The sequence below is a fragment of the Gillisia xinjiangensis genome (assembly GCF_046298265.1).
GTDB lineage: Bacteria > Bacteroidota > Bacteroidia > Flavobacteriales > Flavobacteriaceae > Gillisia > Gillisia xinjiangensis.
Genome location: NZ_JBKAHK010000002.1, coordinates 208,620 through 231,512 on the forward strand (window position 1 = coordinate 208,620; position 22,893 = coordinate 231,512).

Here is a 22,893-nt window from a genome sequence, read left to right on the forward strand (position 1 = left end):
AAAATTAATCGTTTCTTTGTTTAAAATTATAATTTTCATGAAAAAATATTTTTCTCTAACATTTGTACTCTTAATCTCATTGTTTTTAGTACAGTGTGCTAAAAAGGGTACCCCAACAGGAGGAAAAGTAGATTCTATCCCTCCAAAGTTTGTGAGAGCGGCACCTGAAAATTTCTCGACAAATTTTGATTCCAAAGAGATAAGAATACTTTTTAATGAATTCATAAAACTTGAAAAGCCCCAGGAACAAATTATTATTTCCCCACCTATGTCCCCCAAACCGGATATTACCCCGTTGGGATTTGCCAGTAAGGATGTGCGAATAAAAATAAACGATACGTTACAGGAAAACACCACCTATGTAATAAATTTTGGAAGAAGTGTGACCGATAATAATGAGGGAAATCCATTGCCCTTTTTTAAATATGTTTTTTCAACCGGAAGTTATATCGATTCATTATCCGTTCAGGGAAGAATTGAAGATGCCTTATTAAAGGAAGCACCTTCCTTTATCTCTGTCATGCTGTATGAGGTGAATGAAACCTTTACAGACTCCCTTGTTTTTAATGACCCCCCCAGGTATATTACCAATACCCTTGATAGTCTAAGATCATTTGAAATCACAAACTTAAAGGAAGGAACTTACCAATTGGTTGCTGTTCAGGACCTAAACAACGATTATAAGTATAATCCGGGAAGAGAAAAAATCGCCTTTATTGAAAATCCCATTACTATTCCAACCGATTCCTCGTATACGTTGACATTGTTTAAAGAAATACTGAACTTTAAACCAGAACGACCAAAACAAGCAGGACTGCAAAAATTGTTGATCGGCTATAAGGGAAAAACTGAATTGGATAGTTTAAGCTTTAAACCTTTGAGTGCCGTTCCTGCTGATTTTAAATATAGAATTACAAAGATCGCCGATAAAGACAGTCTCAATTTTTGGTTTAAACCTAAAATTGAAATTGACAGCCTTCTTCTAGTTGTTTCCCGTCCAAAAGGTAGCGACACCCTTCTTACCAGAATAACCGATATGCCCAAGGATTCGCTTAATGTTAGCACAGAACCTTCCGGAAATGTGGATTTTGACAAAGATTTTTTATTCAGAACCAATACCCCTATTTCAGAAAAAAATGATGAATTTATAAGCATTTTAAACAAGGATTCCATTCCCCTCCCTTTTACTTCAGAAATAAATACATTAGAGAATACACTTCGGCTAAAATTTAAAAAAACCGAAAATGAAACCTATCAAATAACAGCATTGCCAGGTGCATTAACCGATTTTTTTAACAAAGTGAACGATACCATTAAAAAGAGCATAAGAACCAAAGCTTTTTCCGATTATGGAAATGTACGTCTTAACCTTCAAAATTTAAGAGCTTTCCCTTTGATAGTCCAGCTCACCGATGAAAAAGGAGTGGTTAAATATGAACGCTACACAACATCCGAAAGCCGTATAAGCTTCGATCTGATTATTCCCGGAAAATATTTGATTCGTGTTATTTATGACCGGAATGAAAACAACATCTGGGACACTGGAAATTACCTTAAAAAAATAAAAGCGGAAGAAATCATTTATTTCCCCGATCTAATTGAAGTACGTCCAAATTGGGATGTGAATCAAACCTTTATTTTAGATTAAAGGAATCCATATCCTGCAAAAATTTTAATTTGTCGCGGGTTTCAGTAAGATACGATCTATCCAGGTTTACAATTTTAGTGAATTCAGATTCAGTATCATTCTCAAAAAGCGCCTTTCCCAAACAGTCGTATACGGCTGTATGGCCGTTATAAAGGTGCTTATTGTCATCGGTTCCTGTTCTGTTTACTCCTATACAAAAAGACATGTTTTCTATTGCCCTTGCCTGTAACAAGATATCCCAGGCATTAATCCTGGTTTCCGGCCAATTGGCCACATATATCAAAAGATCATAATCTTCAGTGTTTCTTGCCCAAACCGGGAAACGCAAATCATAACAAATAAGTGGACAAATCTTCCATCCTTTATACTCCAGGACCAATCGTTGGTTTCCGGCAGTATAAGTTTCATTTTCCCTGGCAAGGGTAAAAGTATGTCGTTTGTCATAGGTTTTGAATGTGCCATCCGGATATACAAAATATAACCGGTTGTAATAATTCCCGTTGTCTTTAATAATAAGGCTTCCGGTAACCGCACTTTTCTTTTTGGTAGCAATATTTTGCATCCATTTAAAAGTTTCGCCTTGAGGAGTCTCTGCCAGATTTTCAGCATTCATGGAAAAACCGGTGCTAAACATTTCGGGTAAAACAATGAGATCTACCTCCTGGTTTATACGATCTATTTTTTCCGAAAATAACTCCCTGTTTTTCGAAGGATTCTCCCAGGAAAGTTCAACCTGAAGAACCGCAATTTTTAATTTCTCAACCATACTCAAATTTAAAAAAATTAATTCTTCCATCCTAAATACTTGTTAAATCGTTGGTTTAAAACGGGAATATAAATAGTTTTAGATCAAATTAAAACACTATGAACTTACCAGCATTTTTTCAGAAGGATACATTTGCATCAAGCACATCACGCGGGCTTATTGCAGGATTTTTAGGCGGACTTGCAGGTACAGCCGTAAAAAGTCTAGTGGAGAATTATCTTCCAGTACGCAAAATAGAACAACGTTCAGCACAAATTAAATTAGTGGATGATCTTTCAACCAGGATCACCGGCACACCAATAAGCCATCAAAATGAAGCTTTGGCAGAGCAATTGGTTAGTTTTCCTTTTGGGGCAAGTCTCGGTGCAGCTTATGGGTACGGTAAAAAGGATAAAGATGATTATAAAATTACTGATGGAGTTATTTTAGGAGCTTCTACCTGGTTTTCAACCCACGAAACTTCCCTGCCAATGATGGGATTGGAAGCAAAACCTACGGATGTTCCCTTAAAAATGCAGGCAAATGAGTTATTTGCGCATGTTCTATTTGGAATCACTACCGAAGTGGTGCGTAGTTTGGTAAATCAGAGGTTAAAAAGCCAGCGCTATTAAGCTACTTTATATTAATTAGGATTTCCGCCGCCTTCTCAAGGGTTTCATCGGTTTTGGCGAAACAGAACCTCAACTGACGGTTGTCCTTATTATCTATATTGAAAACCGAAATAGGAATAGCAGCCAGCTTGTATTCTTTTATTAGCCTTTCTGAAAATTCAACATCTCCTTCATTTGCTATTTCTGAATAATCCATCACCTGAAAATAAGTTCCCGCAGAAGGGTTCGCACTGAATTTGGATGATTTCATCAAGTGCAGGAATTTATCCCTTTTTTCCTGATAGAAGTTCCCCAGTTGTAAATAATTTTCAGGATCCTTCAGGTATTCAGCATAGGCAATTTGCATAGGATGGTTCACACAAAAAACAGCGAATTGATGTACTTTCCTAATCTCCCTCATCAATGCTGAAGGAGCCACGCAGTAGCCTGTTTTCCATCCGGTATTGTGAAATGTTTTTCCGAAGGAAGCACAAATAATCGCTCTTTCCGCAAGTCCTGAAAAAGCAGCGGCACTGTGATGCTTATTATTATCGAATACGAGATGTTCATATACTTCATCGCTAAGAAGAATGATATCGGTGTTTATAAGTAAATTTTCCAACTGAAGCATGGCTTCTTTACTTAAAACAGTTCCGCTGGGATTGTGCGGAGTGTTGATTATAATCATTCGTGTTCTGGAAGTGATCTTCTTTGCCAGCTCGTTCCAGTCTATTTCAAATTGCGCTCCTTTTAACTGAATTAAAACAGGAATGCCGCCATTTAATTTAATAGTGGGCTCATAACTGTCATAAGCCGGTTTAAAAACGATCACCTCATCATCTTTTTGAACAAAAGCTGTTATAGCAGAATAAATTGCCTGGGTAGCGCCATTGGTAACTGTGATTTCCGTTTCAGGATTATATTTTCTTCCATATAAACTTTCAACTTTTTCAGCAATGCGTTCCCTGAGTTTTAATACGCCTGCCATCGGTGCATATTGGTTATTTCCGGCTTTCATCGCCTTGGTAACAAGTTCCTTCAAATAATCATCAGTTTCAAAATTTGGAAAGCCCTGAGAAAGATCGGTCGCATTATATTTATGAGCAAGCTGACTCATGGTAGTAAAAATACTGTCTTTCTGATTTTGAATTTTAGAAGTTCTCAGCTGAAAGTTGGACATAGGTACGTTTTAGAATAATATGTATAAAAAATCCCGAGCTGCAAAGTTCGGGATTGAAATTTTATTAAGCAATGCTGATGTTATTTTACGCTTGCTTTCAAATATTCCCGGTTCATCCTTGCTATGTTTTCAAGGGAAATACCTTTAGGGCACTCAATTTCGCAGGCACCGGTATTGGTACAGTTTCCAAACCCTTCCTTATCCATTTGTTCCACCATTGCAAGAACACGTCTGTCTGCTTCTATCTCACCTTGCGGCAATAAAGCAAACTGACTTACTTTAGCAGATGTAAACAGCATCGCACTTGCATTTTTACAAGCAGCAACGCAGGCACCACACCCTATACAGGTAGCAGCATAAAATGAAGCATCAGCATCATCCTTATCTACAGGGATCGAGTTGGCATCCTGGGTATTTCCTGAAGTATTTACAGAAATATATCCTCCGGCCTGCTGTATTCTGTCAAAAGAACTGCGGTCTACAACCAAATCCTTTATCACTGGAAAAGCGGCAGCCCTAAAAGGCTCTATTGTAATAGTGTCTCCATCTTTGAACTTTCGCATATGCAGCTGGCAGGTAGTAATCCCGCGATCCGGACCGTGAGGTTCTCCATTGATTTGCAAACTGCAGGATCCACAAATTCCTTCACGACAATCGTGATCAAAAACCACCGGTTCCTCTTCCTTATTGATTAACTGTTCGTTAAGAACGTCCAGCATCTCAAGAAAAGACATATCCGGTTCTATCCCATCTATTTGATAGTTTTGAATTTTTCCTTTTGCAGTGGCGTTCTTTTGACGCCATATTTTTAGTGTAAGCTTCATAATTTCAATTTGAAGATTTGAAGATTTGAAGATTTGTCGATTTTCTAATCAACACATTTTCAAATTATCAAATTATTTATAGCTTCTTGTTTTTACTTCAATATTCTCGTAATTCAAGTCTTCCTTATGCAGGATGGCGTCGGCCGGATTTCCCGTATATTCCCAGGCTGCCACATACATAAAGTTTTCATCATCCCTTAGAGCTTCACCTTCATCGGTTTGATATTCTTCCCTAAAGTGACCTCCACATGATTCATTCCTATGAAGTGCATCCTTAGCAAAAAGTTCTCCTAATTCAAGGAAATCGGCAACTCGTCCAGCTTTTTCCAGTTCTGCATTCATCTCATTCATAGTTCCGGGAACTCTCACTTCTCTCCAGAATTCTTCCCTAAGGGCTTTAATTTCAGAAATTGCCTTCTCGAGATCTGGCGCATTACGGGACATTCCAACTTTGTCCCACATAATTTTACCAAGACGTTTATGGAAATGATCTACAGTTTTGGTTCCTTTATTATTTACCAGTTTCTCCATTTCTGAGCGAACTTTCTGTTCTGCTTCAATAAACTCAGGACTTTCAGTAGAAATTGGACCGGTACGAATATCATCGGCTAAATAATTTCCGATAGTGTAAGGAAGCACAAAATATCCATCGGCCAAACCTTGCATCAGGGCTGAAGCTCCCAACCGGTTTGCACCGTGGTCAGAGAAATTTGCCTCTCCTGTCGCAAAACATCCAGGAATGGTTGTTTCCAGGTTATAATCTACCCAAATCCCGCCCATAGTATAATGTACCGCCGGGTAAATCATCATAGGAGTTTTATAAGGGTTTTGATCCACGATCTTTTCATACATCTGGAACAGGTTTCCGTATTTGGCTTCCACTACGGCAACTCCTAATTCCCTTATTTTTTCATCGGTTGGATTTTCCAGATGCTGCGTATTAGCTGCTTCTTTCCCGTAGCGCATAAAAGCCGCACTAAAGTCAAGATAAACTGCTTCTCCTGTTTTATTAACTCCGTAGCCGGCATCACAACGTTCTTTTGCAGCTCTGGATGCAACATCCCTAGGGACAAGGTTTCCAAATGCCGGATATCTTCTTTCCAGGTAATAATCTCGGTCTTCTTCTTTAAGTTCGGTAGGTTTTAATTTCCCCGTTCTTATTGCTTCTGCATCTTCCTTCTTTTTTGGAACCCAAATCCTTCCGTCATTCCGAAGAGATTCAGACATCAAGGTCAGTTTAGACTGATGATCTCCAGAAACCGGAATACAGGTTGGGTGAATTTGAGTGAAACACGGATTTGCGAAAAATGCTCCTTTTTTATGGATTTTCCAGGAAGCGGTAACATTGCTTCCCATGGCATTTGTTGAAAGAAAAAATACGTTTCCGTAACCACCAGAAGCGATCACAACTGCGTGCGCACTGTGTTTTTCAATTTCTCCGGTAACCAAATTCCGGGCAATAATTCCACGGGCTTTCCCATCCACTAACACAAGATCCATCATCTCGTGACGGTTATATGGAGTTATCTTACCACGGTTGATCTGGCGGTTCATCGCAGAATACGCCCCAAGTAAAAGTTGTTGTCCCGTTTGACCTTTTGCATAAAAAGTCCTGGACACCAAAACACCTCCAAAGGAACGGTTATCAAGCAATCCTCCATATTCACGTGCAAAGGGAACTCCCTGTGCTACACATTGGTCGATGATATTTCCTGAAACCTCCGCAAGTCGGTATACATTACTTTCACGGGAACGGTAATCCCCTCCCTTTACAGTATCATAAAACAGCCGATAAACAGAATCCCCATCTCCCTGATAATTTTTTGCTGCGTTTATTCCTCCCTGCGCTGCGATTGAGTGCGCACGTCTTGGAGAATCCTGGTAACAAAATGTTTTCACATTATAACCAAGTTCTGCTAAAGTTGCAGCGGCACTACCCCCGGCAAGACCGGTTCCAACAACAATAATATCTATATTTCTTTTGTTGGCGGGATTAACAAGGTTGATCTCGTTTTTATGTTTGGTCCATTTATCTGCCAATGGGCCTTTTGGTTCTTTTGCTTCTAATATTCCCATAGCTTAAATATTTTCTAAAATAAAATGTATATAAAATGGTATCACCGCAAATGCCAATGGAATTAGTACAGCAAACCCCATCCCAAATTTTCTTATAAACCCATTGTATTTAGGATGATTTACACCTAAAGACTGGAACCCACTGGCAAAACCGTGAGAAAGATGGAATGCTACAGCCAGCATTGCAATTGCATACGCAATTACCCAAATCAGTCCATATTGAGGATCCTGAAATGCTTGAATAGTTATAGTATACAGATCTTTTACTTCGGCACCACTTTCAGTAGTGTAAACTGTATTATCAAGTCCGCCAAATTTCATCTTTGCCCAGAACATATTCATATGCACTATTATAAAGGCAAGAATTACCGTTCCCAAAATTCCCATATTTCGTGAAGCCCACATAGAATTGGTAGACGGTTTAAAACTTTCATACCCCTGAGGGCGTGCTTTCCGATTACGGATTGTCAATAAAACACCATCGACTGCATGAAAAAGAATACTTATATAGGTTACATAAGAAAGAATCATAACCAATGGATTTGTAGTCATGAATAATGCATATTCATTAAACTGGTCCTTTGCTTCTGGTCCTACCGCCTGAAGTAATTGTAAATTCCCCAGAAGATGACCAACAAGAAATGTACAAAGAAAAAGACCCGTAAGAGCCATCCAATATTTTTTTGCTAAAGAAGATTTTAACAGCGCAGATTTTGCCATAAATTAATGAGGTTTAATAAAGTGAGTCAAAAATACACCTGATATTAGTTTTTAACAAATTTTAAGCTTCTTTTAAATATAATTTAGACCTAATTTAAAGTAGTTTATCAATTGTTTAATCTGCAGCTTTATATTTTAACCAATCTTCCTGAGAACTGCTATTTTTTAGTACCCTTCAAATAGATCCCGACGGAAAATATTTTAAAACGATTTTATAACCTGATACGACAAGGAATTCTTAAATTAGGGGAAGCAAAATCTTGATCAGGACTACATGGAATTTATAGATTATTACAAAGTATTGGAATTGGATAAATCGGCAAGTACGGCAGATATCAAAAAAGCCTATCGCAAACTTGCGCGGAAATATCATCCGGATCTTAATCCGAATGATAAAAGTGCCCAGGCCAGATTTCAGCAAATAAATGAGGCCAATGAAGTGCTTAGCGATCCTGAAAAACGTAAAAAATACGATCAATACGGCAAGGACTGGCAACATGCCGACCAATTTGAGCAGGCCAAACAACAACAGGGTCAACAACGCGGTGGAGGAGGATTTGGCGGAGGTCAACAATATTCGGGAAATTTTGATGATGACACGTTCTCCGAATTTTTTGAGCAAATGTTTGGAGGTGGGGCCAGGACAAGAGGCGCAGGCAGAAGGCCACAATATAAAGGGCAGGATTTTAATGCAGAGCTTCAGCTAAATTTAAGGGATGTTTATACAAGCCAGAAACAAACCCTTACCATCAATGGAAAAAATATAAGGCTTACAATTCCCGCAGGAGTTGAAAATGGACAAACCATAAGAATAAAAGGACACGGAGCCCCGGGAATTCAGGGTGGCCCAAAAGGCGACCTTCTTATCACCTTTAAAATAATCAATAATACCGATTTCAAAAGAGAGAAGGAAAACCTGTATATAACAGTAGAAGTAGATTTTTATACTACTCTTCTTGGAGGAGAAATAACGGTAGACACCTTCACAGGAAAGGTAAAACTCCAGGTAAAGCCGGAAACTCAACCGGGAACGCAAATAAAATTGAAGGGGAAAGGCTTTCCGAAGTACAAAAAAGAGGGACAATTCGGAGATTTGTACATCACATATCAAATCAAAATGCCCACAAATCTTAGTAAAAAAGAGATAGAACTGTTTAGAGAACTGCAAAAATTACGCTCATGAATTTAGATGACTTAATAGCAACAGAGGAGCTTTGTATTCGATATAAGGTTGAGCACAGCTTCATAAAATCACTTTTTGAAAGTGGACTTATAGAGATTGTAACAATTGAACATCAGGAATATGTGCATTTTGATATGGTAGCTGAATTTGAAAAAATGCTCAGGCTCCATTATGAACTGGATATTAACCTGGAAGGACTGGAAGCCATCAAGCATCTACTGGAACAGGTGAAGAATCTACAAACAGAAAATCTGCAATTGAGAAACAGGTTGAATTTGTACGAATAACATAAATGTTAAGGAAATCAAAAAATCTTTTAAAGTTAGTTTAACAGGTTTTCCCCTTAGCTTCTTTAATTTTGAAAAAATAAATAAAATTTCTTCAGGTTTTAATTTCTGAAGAAAAAACAATTCAAATCAATATTCTATGAAATACGATCAAATTGACAACAAACTCTTTATAAAAAACCGCAAAAATTTTTCAGCTGAAATGAAGCCAAAAAGTTTAGCTGTTTTTAATTCCAATGATATTTACCCTATAAGTGCAGACAGTACCATGCCTTTTCAACAGGCACGTGATATTTTTTATTTAAGCGGAGTAGATCAGGATGCAAGCATTTTAGTGCTTTTCCCGGATGCTCCGTTGGAAAAACATCGCGAGATTCTCTTTTTAACCGAAACCAACGATCATATTGCAGTTTGGGAAGGTGAAAAACTCACCAAGGAAAAGGCTTTTGAAACCAGCGGGATTAAAACCGTATACTGGATAAAGGATTTTGAAAAGGTGTTTTTTGAAGTAATGACCCAGTGTGAAACCATTTATTTCAATACCAATGAACATTACCGGGCAAATATCCAAACCCAAACCCGTGAAGCCAGATTTGTGGAATGGTGTAAAAAACAATATCCTGCACATCAGGCTGCCAAAAGCAACCCAATTCTACAAAGATTGCGATCTGTAAAAGATCCAAGGGAATTGGCGTTGATGCAAAGAGCCTGTGATATCACAGAAAAAGGCTTCAAAAGAATCCTTGATTTTGTAAAACCAGGTGTATGGGAATACCAGATTGAAGCAGAGTTCATGCACGAATTCCTGTATAACCGCTCACGCGGATTTTCCTATACTCCCATAATTGCAAGTGGGAATAATGCCAATGTGCTTCACTATGTAGAGAACAATCAGGAATGTAAGGCAGGAGATCTCATTTTGCTGGATGCCGGAGCAGAATACGCCAATTACTCCAGCGATATGTCAAGGACGATCCCGGTTTCAGGAAAGTTTAGCAAAAGACAAAAAGAAGTCTATAATGCCGTAAATCGTGTGAAAAACGATGCAACAAAAATGCTGGTTCCCGGAACCATCTGGGCAGAATATCATAAGGAAGTTGGAAAATTGATGACTTCAGAATTGATTGGCTTGGGACTTCTGGATAAAGCAGATGTTAAAAATGAAGATCCGGAATGGCCTGCATATAAAAAATACTTTATGCACGGGACTTCCCACAATATAGGACTGGATACTCATGATTATGGAATTTTAACCGAACCAATGCTGGCAAACCAGGTGTATACCGTGGAGCCCGGAATTTATCTGCCTGCCGAAGGTTTTGGAATTAGACTCGAAGATGATGTGGTTATTCAGGAAAAAGGAGAACCTTTCAACTTAATGGAAAATATTCCTATTGAAGCAGATGAAATTGAAGATCTTATGAATTCATAATTTTTCTTCTGCTACTATTTTCTTAACCACCTCTTCGGAAATAAAAACCTGATGAGGTGGTTTTTTAGTTTGATGAGATTTCGCAAAGTGCTACCCTGAAATTTTCTGGTCGGTAGTATCTTGTCTGATCATTTTCTCATATATAACGGCCAGGATAAAAGTGATCAATCCTGGAAGAACCCATCCCAGCCCATATAGCCCGAATGGAATCGACTCTTGAATTCGCGAAAATAAACCGGTTGCTATCACATATTGTAAAGCATCGGGAAGGCTAAATAAGATTATCACTAAAACCACCGCTCTCATAATAAAGGTGGTTCTGTAATTTTTTGGAAGCACATTCAGCAGAATCAACACGATGGTAAGCGGATAAATAAGCATTAGAACCGGAAGTGCTATCTCTATAATTTTATTCACTGAAAGAGCTCCCAACGCAACACCCAAAATGCAGGCTATACTCACAGTTACCGGATATACAAAAGGCTTATTGATCCTTTCGGTCATAAAATCTGCGGTACCGGTGATTATTCCAACTGCGGTGGTAAAACAGGCAAGCCCAACCAATACAGAAAGTCCAACCTGTGCCATAGCACCCAGGTTTAAAAAACTAATTCCGGAAAGCAATTGTGTTCTGGTTACATCTAAAGGGAATTCAGAATTCACGATGGCACCATTATATATAAGCCCGCCGTAGACAATTAACAAACCTAAAGCTGCTACGATTGCAGCTGAAATGATAATTTTTCTTATTTCAGGTGGTGACAAATTAGCCTTTAGTTTCACAGAGATGATGATAACCCCGCCAACTACCAAAGCTGCAATAGCATCAAAGGTTTGATACCCTTCAAAAAAACCATACAATACAGGCAATTCTGTAATTGGAGCTCCCATAGGTTTAAAATCGGAAAAAATTCCACTTACAATTATCGCCAAAAGCAATAATAAGATCATTGGAGTTAAGAATTTCCCGATATTGTTGATTATCGAGGTTCTTTTAATTACAAAAAGAAAAACCAGCAAAAAATAAATGATACTTGTAGTTAGCGCACTGATCTCGAAAAATGGCTGTACGGCGATCTCGTGAGTTACCGCGGCTGTTCTGGGGGCTGGAAGTGCAACGCTTATCAAGTAGATAAGCACACAATAAATAAGGCTAAAAAGAGGGGATATTTTATCAGCAAAATTAAAAATACTTCCCTGCAACCGGGCGTGCGCAAAAATTCCCAATAAGGGCAATCCTACGGCAGAGATCACAAATCCCAAAGCCACGAGATACCATTGTGAGCCGGAAAAAAAACCAAGATAAGGCGGAAGTATAAGATTTCCTGCACCAAAGAATAAGGCAAATAATGCAAACCCAACAAGGAATGCTTCTTTTGTGAATTTCATTTGTTCAATTTATTGTTTTAGCTAACATGGTTAAGATCCATAAAAGCATTTCCTTAGCGAGAAATTATATTCTCTGGATGTTTCATTTTGCTATTTAAAATCATTGTTATCCGGTAAACATTTTTGTGAACCTGAAACCAGACACATTCATTCTGAATTCCAATGGGGTTTTTAATAAACAAACCTTACTTTTCTGAATTTTTCAATTATACCGATAATTAAAGTGTTCTAAAAAAATAGAAATCATAACTAAATGTTTATCAGATATTTAAAAACAGGTCTTGGTTCTTGATTCTTACATTTACGCCAAAGGCGGAACGATCTTGACTCTTTACGGGACATTACTGATTTAAAAAATAATAATTTATTATTCGTATGAAGTTGAATTACAAAAGCACCGAGTTGTTTTACACCACCAAAGGTACCGGAAATCCGTTGGTTTTATTACACGGATTTTTAGAAAGCACTAAAATCTGGGATCCTTTTATCGAAAAGCTTTCGGGAAAGCGACAAGTGATTTGTATCGATCTACCCGGGCACGGAAAATCGGGGAATATTAGTGATATCCATACAATGGAACTTATGGCCGATGTTGTTCATGAAGTTCTACAACATCTAAAAATTGTACAGGCCAGTCTGGTTGGACATTCTATGGGTGGTTACGTGAGTTTGGCTTTTTTGGAAAAATTTCCTGGCATGACCAAAAGTCTGGTATTGATGAATTCCACTCCCGAGGAAGATTCAGAAGAAAAAAAAATCAACAGGGACAGGTCTATATCCATTGTAATGAAAAATAAGAATGTTTATATAAATATGGCTATTACGAATTTATTGCCGCCCGGGAATTTCATCAAGTTCAGAACAGAACTTGATGAAATTAAAAACCAGGCTCTTCAAATGTCAAAAGAAGGAATAATTGCAGCTTTAAAAGGTATGAAAATTCGTACAAACAGGAATTTAGTGTTAAAAAATTTTAGAAATCCGAAATATATAATATTAGGTACGAAAGATCTTATTTTAAACGCTGAAACCACTCAGGTCATAGCAAAGCACTGCGAGTGCCAACTAATTTTAACTGAAGGCGGTCACTTATCCTATTTAGAAAATTATACGGAAATCGAAGAAATTTTATATTTCATCGATTAATTTTAACTTTTAGTCGATATATTAACTTTTTTTTATACTTTTATAGTTCCAAGATAATTAATATCAAGCTGTTATGAGCAAAATCAACCCTACCAACTTTTCCCTGTCAAAACTTTTATGTAAGTTCTTCGGACATGATTTAAGGATTTCAAAAAATGTCACCAACCATATTCAGGAATATAAATGTTCTAAATGCGGTACAGAAATGACCGATACCGCCAACGGATTTTTAGCAAGGTTAACCCCGAAATTTAAAGAGACCAATAATTATATAGCTCAAATACATAAAAGAAGAAGGCGAAAAAATTACGCCAATGCCTCTTAATCGTTTTCTTTATCCATCGCATTCCAACCTTTAGCAATTAGCGGGATTTTGGTATTTCCCCGCGTCACCAAATGCATTCCTTCCCTTGCTTCGGTCATATGACCTATTATTGAAAAATTTGGATTTGCCTTAATCTTTTCAAAATCTTCCTGTGCCACGGTAAACAGTAATTCATAATCCTCCCCACCGCTTAAGGCAATTGTAGTGCTGTCCAGTTCAAATTCTTCACAGGCAGAAATCACAGCAGGATCCAGCGGAATTTTATTTTCAAATAAATTAACCCCAACCCCGGAATTTTTACAGAGATGTATTATTTCCGAAGAAAGCCCGTCACTTATATCTATCATAGAAGTTGGCCTAAGTCCTAAATCCTTAAATAATGGAGCGATATCTTTTCTGGCTTCGGGCTTTAATTGGCGTTCGATAAGATAGGTATAAGCATCAAGATCCGGTTGTGAATTTGGATTCACCTTAAAAACAGCTTTTTCACGCTCCAGGATTTGCAAGCCCATATAGGCCGCGCCCAGATCTCCCGTTACAACCAAAAGATCGTTCGGTTTTGCTCCAGACCTGTAAACAACATCTTCCTTTTCCGCATACCCCACTGCTGTAATACTTATAAATAATCCTTTGGTAGAAGAGGTCGTATCGCCTCCCACCACATCGATGTCGTAGAGTTTTGCAGCAAGCTCAATCCCCGCATAAAGCTCTTCCAGGGCCTCTACCGGAAATCTGTTTGAACACGCAATTCCTATGGTGATTTGAGAAGCGGTACCATTCATGGCGTATACATCAGAAAGATTTACCATCACTGCTTTATATCCCAAATGCTTTAAAGGCATATATGCCAAATCAAAGTGAACACCTTCCACCATCAAATCTGTGGTCACAAGCGTTTGTTTGTCTTTAAAATCCAGTACTGCAGCATCATCTCCAATACCTTTTATGGTGGAGGATAATTTGGGCGCAAGATTCTTGGTAAGTAAATCTATAAGCCCAAATTCGCCTAATTCTGAAAGGTTTGTCCTGCTTTGGTGACTATCTTCTATCATGTCTGGTAATTTTTATTTGCAAAATAAATGAATATTATTCCAACAATCAGAAATTTGAAAGCTTTTATAAGGCTTTAATCAGGAATAAAGAAAAAACCTGTAGAAATTCATACTTTATAAGCTGGGATTGGAATGCTGAAATAGCTATAAAACCCCATTGGAAGTAGTTATAAGCCTATTCCTAAAACATATGCTCTGATTATGGTAAACCGCTTGTTTTGTAGTATATTTGTGCCCAATTTAGAATTAATCTTATTAACGATGATAAAGGTAAGCGAAAACGCCAAAAAAAGGATTTCATTGTTGATGAACGATGAAGGTTATGATGCAACCACAGACTATGTGCGCGTTGGCGTTAAAAGTGGCGGTTGCTCAGGTTTATCTTATGAGCTGAAATTTGACAAAGCTAAGGCCGATAACGATAAACTTTTTGAAGACAATGAAATAAAAATAGTTGTAGATAAAAAAAGCGTACTATATCTGGCCGGAACTATTCTTGAATATTCCGGAGGATTAAACGGCAAGGGATTTGTATTTAATAATCCAAATGCGCAGCGCACTTGTGGTTGTGGGGAGAGTTTTTCATTGTAAAAAAAAGTTGAAAAGTTTAAAGTTTGTAAAGTTAAAAAGTTACCATGGCAAAATTCAATTCCTTTTGAAGAGATTATTGCCTGGCAAAAGGCAAGAGAATTAAATTCAGAACTTTATTTGATTACTGGCCAGGGAAATTTTTCAAAAGATTATGGATTAAGAGACCAAATTAGGAGGGCAAGTATTTCAATTACATCAAATATTGCGGAAGGGTTTGAAAGGGAAACAACAAAAGAATTTATTCGCTTTTTATATATAGCAAAAGCCTCCTCAGGAGAATTTCGTTCCCAATTATATCTTGCTGCTGATTTAAAATATATATCGAACGACGAATTTGAAAGGTTAAATTTAAAAGTTAGTGAAATTTCAAAATTGATAAGTGGATTAATTAAGTACTTAAAATCCACATTTTAACTTTTTACTTTTAAACTTTTTAACCTTATAACTAGAAATAAAATTATGGCATATACAGAGGACGATTTAAAGAAAGAGCTCGAAACAAAAGAGTATGAATATGGATTTTATACCGATATTGAATCGGATACATTTCCCATAGGATTAAATGAAGATGTGGTACGGGCTATTTCCAAAAAGAAAGAGGAACCGGAATGGATGACAGATTGGAGAATCGAGTCCTACCGGGCCTGGGAACAAATGAAAGAACCGGAATGGGCGAATGTGCACTATCAGAAACCAGATTTTCAGGCAATTTCCTATTACTCTGCTCCCAATAAAAAACCCAAATACGATAGTTTAGACGAAGTTGATCCGGAATTGCTGGCTACTTTTGAAAAACTCGGAATTTCCGTAGATGAGCAAAAGATGCTTTCCGGTGTAGCGGTAGACATCGTGATGGATTCAGTTTCAGTTGCAACCACTTTCAAGAAAACCCTTGGGGAAAAAGGAATTATTTTCTGTTCCATTTCGGAAGCGATCCGGGAACACCCGGAATTGGTTAAAAAATATCTCGGTACCGTGGTGCCACAAAAGGATAATTTTTACGCGGCCTTAAATTCAGCGGTATTTAGTGATGGCTCGTTTTGTTACATCCCAAAAGGAGTACGTTGCCCGATGGAACTTTCTACGTATTTCAGGATAAATCAGGCTGGAACAGGTCAGTTTGAAAGAACTTTGCTGGTTGCAGATGAAGACAGTTATGTGAGTTATCTTGAAGGCTGTACTGCTCCTTCCAGGGATGAAAATCAGCTGCACGCAGCGGTGGTAGAACTTATCGCTTTAGATGGCGCTGAGATCAAGTATTCTACCGTTCAGAACTGGTTTCCCGGAAATAAAGAAGGAAAAGGTGGGGTTTACAATTTTGTTACCAAACGCGGAATTTGTGAAGCCAATGCCAAGATCTCCTGGACACAGGTAGAAACCGGATCGGCAGTAACCTGGAAATATCCTTCCTGTATTTTGAAAGGAGATAATTCCATTGGTGAATTTTACTCTATTGCGGTAACCAACAATTTTCAGCAGGCAGATACAGGAACTAAAATGATCCATTTGGGGAAAAACACCAGAAGCACGATCATTTCCAAAGGAATTTCAGCGGGACAATCCCAAAATTCTTACCGCGGATTGGTTCAAATAAACAGCCGTGCAGAGAATGCCCGGAATTTTTCGCAATGTGATTCGCTCTTGATGGGTAACAAGTGTGGTGCTCACACCTTCCCGTACATAGAAGTGAAAAACAAAACTGCGATGGTAGAACACGAGGCAACGACCAGTAAAATTGGGGAAGATCAAATATTTTATTGCAACCAGCGTGGAATCCCTACCGAAAAGGCAATTGCCTTGATCGTAAATGGATTTAGCAAAGAAGTGCTTAATAAATTACCGATGGAATTTGCTGTGGAAGCTCAAAAACTTCTGGAAATCTCCCTTGAAGGTTCTGTAGGATAGTTGAAATGAAAAAGATGAAACATCCATAATGAGGTTTCGATAAAGAGGTTAATGATTATATGGATGTACATATGACCTCTAAAACAATGAATTAAACATATGAGAAAACTGCTTTTTATAGTTGGAATTTTAATGGTGATGGCTTCCTGTGAAAATGAACAGCAGCCAGAGGAAAAACTAATTTCTGCACCAACGGCTGAAGACAGCATTCAGATCTATCAGGGAACTTTTATTACTGTAGGGAAATCTGCAGTGCTAAAAGGAAACCAGTTTGTGTATGAGGTTAAAATGGATTCTATGGCTAAATTACTGAAGGATTCCTTTAAAAATTATGAGTTAATTGACAGTAATTTAATACCGATAGAAGTAAAAGGAAAAGTGACAAACAATGTGCGATTCTCCGGTTATTCTCAAATAATTGAAATAAAAGAGATCGTAGCGGTTTTTGCAGAAAAGCAATCAGAAAACGAAAAAACAGAAAACTAAGAATATCCGGAGTCCGGATGTATTTAAAACATAATTATGCTTAGAATAAAGAATTTACACGCCAGTATAGACAACAAAGAAATCCTTAAAGGGATCAATCTGGAGATCAATCCGGGAGAAGTACATGCTATTATGGGACCAAATGGTTCCGGAAAAAGCACCTTATCTTCTGTAATTGCAGGAAAAGAAGAATTTGAAATGACCCGCGGGGAAATATTATTTGAAGGCCAGGATCTTACTGAACTTGATCCTGAAGAACGCGCTCATAAGGGAATCTTTTTATCATTTCAGTATCCGGTAGAGATTCCGGGTGTTTCTGTAACCAATTTCATTAAAGCTTCCATAAACGCCCACAGGAAATCCCAGGGATTAGAAGATATGAAGGCCAATGAAATGCTGAAACTGATCCGGGAAAAATCGGAAATGCTGGAAATAGACAGAAAATTTCTTTCCCGTTCTTTGAACCAGGGTTTTTCCGGAGGTGAGAAGAAGCGAAATGAAATTTTCCAAATGGCTATGCTGAACCCAAAATTGGCCATTCTGGATGAAACCGATTCCGGATTGGACATCGATGCGCTTAAAGTGGTTGCCAATGGGGTAAACAAATTAAGAAATAAAGACAATGCTGTTTTATTGATCACGCATTACCAAAGATTGTTGGATTATATAGTGCCAGATGTGGTTCATGTGATGGTAGATGGAAAGATCGTGAAATCAGGGCCAAAAGAACTGGCTTACGAATTGGAAGAAAAAGGGTATGACTGGTTAAAGCCAGAGCAGGTTTAAGGGGAAACGTAAACCCTGAGCGAAAAATCATAAACCCTGAATAAAATTTAATACAATGGAATTAAAAGATAAATTAATATCCTCATTTCTGGCTTTTGAAGAAGCTTTTGATTTAAATTCAGATATTCATGAATTGAGGACCCGGTCTTTAAAGGAATTTGAACAATTGGGCTTTCCTTCAAAAAAGGAAGAAGCATGGAAATATACCTCGCTTAATTCGGTGTTAAAACCGGACTATAGTGTATTCCCGAAAAAAGAAGATACTATAGAATACCGCGATATCAAGAAATATCTCATTCACGAAATAGATACGTACAACCTTGTTTTTATCGATGGAATTTATTCCTCTCATCTTTCGGAAACCACTCATGATAAGATCGATGTTTGTTTGATGTCTGCGGCATTAAATAAATCAAAATATAAGCCGGTAATAGACAATTATTTCAATAAGATCATCTCTAAAGAGAATGGTTTTACACCACTGAATACCGCTTTTTCAAAAGAAGGGGCTTTTATTCATATCCATAAAAATCAACTGGCAGACAAACCTATTCAGATTGTAAATTTTGCGACCGGAAATGAAGCTGCTTTAATGATCCAGCCACGAAATTTAATCGTGGTAGATGAAAATGCTCATGTTCAAATTATTGAGCGCCACCAGAGTCTAACAGATAATCCGGTACTCACCAATTCTGTTACAGAAATATATGTGGCAAAAAGAGCCGTCGTAGATTATTACAAAATCCAAAATGACAGGGATTCTGCTTCGCTAATAGACAACACGTTTGTCGAGCAAAAAGAACAGAGCAATTGCTCTATGCACACCTTTTCTTTCGGCGGAAAATTAACCCGAAATAACCTCAATTTTTATCAAAGAGGGGAACATTCAGATTCTACTTTGAAAGGGATCACCATTATTGAAGATAAACAACATGTAGATCACAATACCCTGGTGCATCATATTTCTCCAAATTGTGAAAGCCATCAGGATTATAAGGGAATCTTTGCCGAAAACTCTACCGGTGTTTTCAACGGAAAAGTTTTGGTAGACAAAGAGGCACAAAAAATCAATGCTTTTCAGTCCAATAACAATATTTTACTGGATGATAAGGCCACTATCAATGCCAAGCCTCAACTGGAAATTTTCGCAGATGATGTAAAATGCAGTCACGGATGTACTATTGGACAACTGGATCAGGATTCCTTGTTCTACCTCCGATCCCGAGGAATTCCGTTAAAAGAAGCCAAAGCACTGCTGATGTATGCTTTTGCCAATAATGTCCTTGAAAGTGTAAAAATCCCGGAGATCAAAAAAAGGATCACCCATGAAATCGCCCAGAAACTTGGAGTGAGTTTAGGATTTAACCTTTAAAGTGCACAAAAGAATAAATAAATATCTATGAAAGTTGCTGCTGAAAAAATCCCGTTTAATGTTGACCATATAAGACAGGATTTTCCGATACTAAAACGGAAAATCAACGGGTATCCCTTGGTTTATTTTGATAACGCGGCGACTTCCCAAACCCCTAAGCAGGTAATAGATACGATTGTAGATTATTATTCAAACTATAACGCCAATATCCACCGCGGGGTTCACACGCTTTCACAGGAAGCTACGGATAAATACGAAGGTGCCCGAAAAAAAATTCAGCAACATTTCAACGCTGCTAATCCATATGAGATAATTTTCACCTCCGGAACAACTCACGCAATCAATCTTGTAGCACATGGTTTTGCTTCCGAATTGAAAAATGGAGATGAAGTATTGATTTCGGCATTAGAGCATCATTCCAATATAGTTCCCTGGCAAATGCTGTGCGAAAAAACAGGAGCAATCCTAAAAGTGATCCCGATGAATGAAAACGGGGAACTTATTTTTGCTGAATATGAGAAACTTTTATCCGATAAAACGAAAATGGTTTTTGTAAACCACGTTTCAAATGCTTTGGGAACAGTAAATCCAATCAAAAAAATAATAGACAAAGCCCACGAAGCCGGAGCCATGGTGCTTGTAGACGGAGCTCAGGCTGCCCCGCATATCAAAGCCGATGTTCAGGCACTGGATGTAGATTTTTACGTGGTTTCTGCTCATAAAATGTGTGGACCTACAGGAGTTGGGATATTATACGGGAAAGAAAAATGGCTTAAAAAACTTCCTCCATATCAGGGAGGCGGCGAAATGATCGCTACTGTAACTTTTGAAAAATCCACCTACGCAGATCTTCCGCATAAATTTGAAGCCGGAACACCTAATATTTGTGGCGGGATTGCTTTTGGTGCTGCCCTGGATTATATGAATGAGATTGGTTTCCCGGAAATCGCTGAATATGAGCACCAGTTGCTTGAATATGCAACCAAACAATTACTGGAGATTGAAGGGGTAAAGATCTATGGGCTTTCCGAAGAAAAAACGGCTGTGATCTCCTTTAATATCGAGGGAATTCATCCATATGATATTGGAACAATTATAGATAAATTAGGAATCGCTGTTCGTACCGGCCATCACTGTACACAGCCTATTATGGATTTTTATAAAATCCCCGGAACAGTGCGAGCTTCTTTTTCATTTTATAATACAGTGGAAGAAATAGATCTTTTTATAGCAGCTTTAAAAAGAGCGAAAGCAATGTTGGAATAAAATAATAACCTATGAAATGAACATACCGGAAACTGGCTAAAAACAACAATAAGGATATGCGAATTACATATGACCCATGAGAAACAATAAATATCTACATATGAAACCGCTTTCTCTACTACTGGGTTTATTGTTATTTGTGTCTTGTGCCAATGCAAAAAAAGGATCAAATGAGCTTTCTGGTGATTCTCCAATTTCAGAGGAAATTGAAACGCTATCAGGAGAATACCAGATAATAACTCTTAAAGAAGAAAATATTTCTTCGGAAGATATCTATTTAAAAATCGATGATAAGGGAGAATCTTTAATGATAAATGCAGGTTGCAATGTTCTCCGGGTTGATTTCATTCAAGTAAAGGACCGTATAAGTTTTCAACCACCCGTAAGCACCAAAATGTATTGTGAAGGAAAAATGACCTATGAGAACACCTTAAATTTAATTCTGCCTGATATTTCCGAAATTCAGAGCAGCGAAGATAATCTGGTGTTTTTATCCAAAGAAAATGAAGTACAATTAACAGTACGAAAAAACAAAAAAAGTGAGTAAAATAAAGGAAATACAAGAAGAAATCGTAGAGGAATTTTCCATGTTTGACGACTGGATGCAACGCTACGAATATATGATCGAGCTGGGAAAATCGCTCCCGCTTATCGAAGAAAAATATAAAGTTGAAGGAAACCTCATCAAAGGTTGTCAAAGCAAGGTTTGGGTTCATGCAGAACTTGAAGATGAAAGACTGGTTTTTACAGCAGATAGTGATGCGATAATAACAAAAGGAATCGTTGCAATTTTGATACGTGCATTTTCAAATCAGCATCCATCAGAGATCCTTGAAGCCAATACTCAATTTATAGATGAGATAGGCTTAAAAGAACATCTTTCGCCAACCAGGGCAAATGGTTTGGTGAGCATGATCAAACAACTAAAAATGTATGCAATTGCATATCAAACACAATTAGATTAAAATGACAGAAGAAATAAATACAGAAGAAATGGGCGAAAAGATTGTAAAGGTTTTAAAGACCATTTATGATCCGGAAATTCCTGTAGACATCTATGAATTAGGCCTTATTTACGATGTAATGGTAAATACAGACTATGATGTAAAAATATTGATGACACTCACCACACCAAATTGTCCGGTGGCAGAATCATTGCCACGGGAGGTGGAAGAAAGAGTGAAATCACTGGATACTGTTAAGGACTGCGAGGTTGAAATCACTTTTGATCCACCCTGGACCCAGGATTTGATGAGTGAAGAAGCCAGACTGGAATTAGGTTTGCTATAAAAGCAGATAAAACTTTGAAAAAAGGAAAAATCATAAACCCTCGGGGGGATTAAATCTATAAGAATGTCCACAGAAATTATAAATCGGGTTGCCAATAGTAAATTGATCACTTTTAATCTGGAAGATTTTTATCCTTCCGGTGAAAGATTCCTTTTTGATATTAAGGATTGGCTATTGGAAGGACTTGTTCTAAGGGAAACAGTCTTCCGGGAACAAGCCCTGGCGCACGAATGGAGTCAATATAAAAATGCCTATGTAGCGCTTACCTGTTCCACAGATGCCATTATCCCCGCCTGGGCATACTTGCTCCTTTCTACATATTTGAATCCGTACGCCAAAAAGACCGTGATTGGAGATTTGAAAACCCTGGAAACAATTTTATATTCAGAAATTATATCTAAAATGGATCTTTCCAATCTAAAGGACAAACCTGTTATTATTAAAGGTTGTTCCCATAGGCCGGTCCCCGAAAACGCCTATTTATTTTTGATAGAAAGATTACAACCAGTGGTTAAAAGTCTGTTGTACGGTGAAGCATGTTCCTCTGTACCTCTTTTCAAAAATAAAAACATTTAGAGC

Annotated in this window: 25 protein-coding genes; 18 read left to right on the forward strand and 7 right to left on the reverse strand. The window is 37.8% G+C overall.

The window, feature by feature from the left end:
• Nucleotides 1-37: 37 nt before the first annotated feature.
• A complete protein-coding gene (locus tag ACKGJN_RS02020) occupies nucleotides 38-1,648 on the forward strand; it encodes an Ig-like domain-containing domain (RefSeq protein ID WP_409537752.1) in 1,611 nt (536 codons plus the stop codon).
• Here ACKGJN_RS02020 and ACKGJN_RS02025 read toward each other — a convergent pair.
• Nucleotides 1,635-2,444 (reverse strand): amidohydrolase, encoded by an 810-nt coding sequence (locus ACKGJN_RS02025; RefSeq protein WP_409537753.1) that lies wholly within the window; start codon nucleotides 2,442-2,444, stop codon nucleotides 1,635-1,637. The two genes, ACKGJN_RS02020 and ACKGJN_RS02025, sit on opposite strands and share 14 nt — an antisense overlap.
• 68 nt (nucleotides 2,445-2,512) lie before the next feature.
• Between ACKGJN_RS02025 and ACKGJN_RS02030 the strand changes: the two genes are divergently transcribed.
• Entirely contained in the window at nucleotides 2,513-3,025 is a 513-nt protein-coding gene (locus tag ACKGJN_RS02030) for a DUF1440 domain-containing protein (protein WP_409537754.1), read from the forward strand.
• A gap of 1 nt (nucleotide 3,026) precedes the next feature.
• Here ACKGJN_RS02030 and ACKGJN_RS02035 read toward each other — a convergent pair whose 3' ends face one another.
• From ACKGJN_RS02035 to ACKGJN_RS02050, 4 genes are all read right to left on the reverse strand, one after another.
• Nucleotides 3,027-4,184: a methionine aminotransferase gene (locus ACKGJN_RS02035; RefSeq protein ID WP_409537755.1), complete on the reverse strand. Its 1,158-nt coding sequence runs from the start codon at nucleotides 4,182-4,184 to the stop codon at nucleotides 3,027-3,029.
• A gap of 80 nt (nucleotides 4,185-4,264) precedes the next feature.
• The gene (locus tag ACKGJN_RS02040) at nucleotides 4,265-5,008 is read right to left on the reverse strand and encodes a succinate dehydrogenase/fumarate reductase iron-sulfur subunit (protein ID WP_409537756.1); all 744 of its coding nucleotides are present in this window, start codon (nucleotides 5,006-5,008) and stop codon (nucleotides 4,265-4,267) included.
• 72 nt (nucleotides 5,009-5,080) lie between these two features.
• Nucleotides 5,081-7,084 (reverse strand): fumarate reductase/succinate dehydrogenase flavoprotein subunit, encoded by a 2,004-nt coding sequence (locus tag ACKGJN_RS02045; protein WP_409537757.1) that lies wholly within the window; start codon nucleotides 7,082-7,084, stop codon nucleotides 5,081-5,083.
• A 3-nt stretch (nucleotides 7,085-7,087) separates the two neighbouring features.
• Nucleotides 7,088-7,804 (reverse strand): succinate dehydrogenase cytochrome b subunit, encoded by a 717-nt coding sequence (locus ACKGJN_RS02050; RefSeq protein ID WP_409537758.1) that lies wholly within the window; start codon nucleotides 7,802-7,804, stop codon nucleotides 7,088-7,090.
• A gap of 274 nt (nucleotides 7,805-8,078) precedes the next feature.
• Between ACKGJN_RS02050 and ACKGJN_RS02055 the strand changes: the two genes are divergently transcribed.
• The 3 genes from ACKGJN_RS02055 to ACKGJN_RS02065 all read left to right on the forward strand — a co-directional run bounded on the left by ACKGJN_RS02055 (nucleotide 8,079) and on the right by ACKGJN_RS02065 (nucleotide 10,706).
• Nucleotides 8,079-8,987: a DnaJ C-terminal domain-containing protein gene (locus tag ACKGJN_RS02055; RefSeq protein ID WP_409537759.1), complete on the forward strand. Its 909-nt coding sequence runs from the start codon at nucleotides 8,079-8,081 to the stop codon at nucleotides 8,985-8,987.
• A complete protein-coding gene (locus ACKGJN_RS02060; RefSeq protein ID WP_409537760.1) occupies nucleotides 8,984-9,274 on the forward strand; it encodes a chaperone modulator CbpM in 291 nt (96 codons plus the stop codon). Before ACKGJN_RS02055 ends, ACKGJN_RS02060 begins: the two co-directional genes overlap by 4 nt.
• Nucleotides 9,275-9,413: 139 nt before the next feature.
• Nucleotides 9,414-10,706: an aminopeptidase P family protein gene (locus tag ACKGJN_RS02065; RefSeq protein WP_409537761.1), complete on the forward strand. Its 1,293-nt coding sequence runs from the start codon at nucleotides 9,414-9,416 to the stop codon at nucleotides 10,704-10,706.
• Nucleotides 10,707-10,796: 90 nt separating this feature from the next.
• Here the strand turns inward: ACKGJN_RS02065 and brnQ are convergent, their stop codons facing one another.
• Nucleotides 10,797-12,095 (reverse strand): branched-chain amino acid transport system II carrier protein, encoded by a 1,299-nt coding sequence (gene brnQ / locus ACKGJN_RS02070; protein WP_409537762.1) that lies wholly within the window; start codon nucleotides 12,093-12,095, stop codon nucleotides 10,797-10,799.
• Nucleotides 12,096-12,470: 375 nt separating this feature from the next.
• Between brnQ and ACKGJN_RS02075 the strand changes: the two genes are divergently transcribed.
• Both ACKGJN_RS02075 and ACKGJN_RS02080 read left to right on the forward strand, forming a co-directional pair.
• Nucleotides 12,471-13,241, forward strand: a complete 771-nt coding sequence (locus ACKGJN_RS02075; protein ID WP_409537763.1) for an alpha/beta fold hydrolase — start codon at nucleotides 12,471-12,473, stop codon at nucleotides 13,239-13,241.
• Nucleotides 13,242-13,314: 73 nt separating this feature from the next.
• Nucleotides 13,315-13,566: a DUF1660 family phage protein gene (locus ACKGJN_RS02080; protein ID WP_409537764.1), complete on the forward strand. Its 252-nt coding sequence runs from the start codon at nucleotides 13,315-13,317 to the stop codon at nucleotides 13,564-13,566.
• Here ACKGJN_RS02080 and thiL read toward each other — a convergent pair.
• Entirely contained in the window at nucleotides 13,563-14,618 is a 1,056-nt protein-coding gene (gene thiL / locus ACKGJN_RS02085; protein ID WP_409537765.1) for a thiamine-phosphate kinase, read from the reverse strand. The genes ACKGJN_RS02080 and thiL overlap by 4 nt on opposite strands.
• A 261-nt stretch (nucleotides 14,619-14,879) precedes the next feature.
• On the opposite strand from thiL, the gene ACKGJN_RS02090 reads away from it, so the two are divergent.
• The 11 genes from ACKGJN_RS02090 (at nucleotide 14,880) to ACKGJN_RS02140 (ending at nucleotide 22,890) form a co-directional block, all read left to right on the forward strand.
• The gene (locus ACKGJN_RS02090; RefSeq protein ID WP_409537766.1) at nucleotides 14,880-15,209 is read left to right on the forward strand and encodes a HesB/IscA family protein; all 330 of its coding nucleotides are present in this window, start codon (nucleotides 14,880-14,882) and stop codon (nucleotides 15,207-15,209) included.
• A 117-nt stretch (nucleotides 15,210-15,326) separates the two neighbouring features.
• Nucleotides 15,327-15,623 carry a four helix bundle protein gene (locus tag ACKGJN_RS02095; protein ID WP_409537767.1) on the forward strand — a complete coding sequence of 99 codons (297 nt, stop codon included), beginning with the start codon at nucleotides 15,327-15,329 and terminating at the stop codon, nucleotides 15,621-15,623.
• A 45-nt stretch (nucleotides 15,624-15,668) separates the two neighbouring features.
• Entirely contained in the window at nucleotides 15,669-17,114 is a 1,446-nt protein-coding gene (gene sufB, locus ACKGJN_RS02100) for a Fe-S cluster assembly protein SufB (RefSeq protein WP_409537768.1), read from the forward strand.
• A gap of 99 nt (nucleotides 17,115-17,213) precedes the next feature.
• Nucleotides 17,214-17,600 carry a hypothetical protein gene (locus tag ACKGJN_RS02105; protein ID WP_409537769.1) on the forward strand — a complete coding sequence of 129 codons (387 nt, stop codon included), beginning with the start codon at nucleotides 17,214-17,216 and terminating at the stop codon, nucleotides 17,598-17,600.
• 36 nt (nucleotides 17,601-17,636) lie between these two features.
• The gene (sufC, locus tag ACKGJN_RS02110) at nucleotides 17,637-18,386 is read left to right on the forward strand and encodes a Fe-S cluster assembly ATPase SufC (protein WP_409537770.1); all 750 of its coding nucleotides are present in this window, start codon (nucleotides 17,637-17,639) and stop codon (nucleotides 18,384-18,386) included.
• A gap of 55 nt (nucleotides 18,387-18,441) precedes the next feature.
• The gene (gene sufD / locus ACKGJN_RS02115) at nucleotides 18,442-19,758 is read left to right on the forward strand and encodes a Fe-S cluster assembly protein SufD (protein WP_409537771.1); all 1,317 of its coding nucleotides are present in this window, start codon (nucleotides 18,442-18,444) and stop codon (nucleotides 19,756-19,758) included.
• 27 nt (nucleotides 19,759-19,785) lie between these two features.
• The gene (locus tag ACKGJN_RS02120) at nucleotides 19,786-21,024 is read left to right on the forward strand and encodes an aminotransferase class V-fold PLP-dependent enzyme (RefSeq protein ID WP_409537772.1); all 1,239 of its coding nucleotides are present in this window, start codon (nucleotides 19,786-19,788) and stop codon (nucleotides 21,022-21,024) included.
• Between the two features lie 100 nt (nucleotides 21,025-21,124).
• Nucleotides 21,125-21,571: an META domain-containing protein gene (locus tag ACKGJN_RS02125; RefSeq protein WP_409537773.1), complete on the forward strand. Its 447-nt coding sequence runs from the start codon at nucleotides 21,125-21,127 to the stop codon at nucleotides 21,569-21,571.
• A complete protein-coding gene (locus ACKGJN_RS02130; protein ID WP_409537774.1) occupies nucleotides 21,564-21,989 on the forward strand; it encodes a SufE family protein in 426 nt (141 codons plus the stop codon). The genes ACKGJN_RS02125 and ACKGJN_RS02130 overlap by 8 nt, the downstream gene beginning before the upstream one ends.
• 1 nt (nucleotide 21,990) lies before the next feature.
• The gene (locus ACKGJN_RS02135; protein WP_409537775.1) at nucleotides 21,991-22,314 is read left to right on the forward strand and encodes an SUF system Fe-S cluster assembly protein; all 324 of its coding nucleotides are present in this window, start codon (nucleotides 21,991-21,993) and stop codon (nucleotides 22,312-22,314) included.
• 63 nt (nucleotides 22,315-22,377) lie between these two features.
• Nucleotides 22,378-22,890 carry a DUF2480 family protein gene (locus ACKGJN_RS02140; RefSeq protein ID WP_409537776.1) on the forward strand — a complete coding sequence of 171 codons (513 nt, stop codon included), beginning with the start codon at nucleotides 22,378-22,380 and terminating at the stop codon, nucleotides 22,888-22,890.
• Nucleotides 22,891-22,893: the final 3 nt, after the last annotated feature.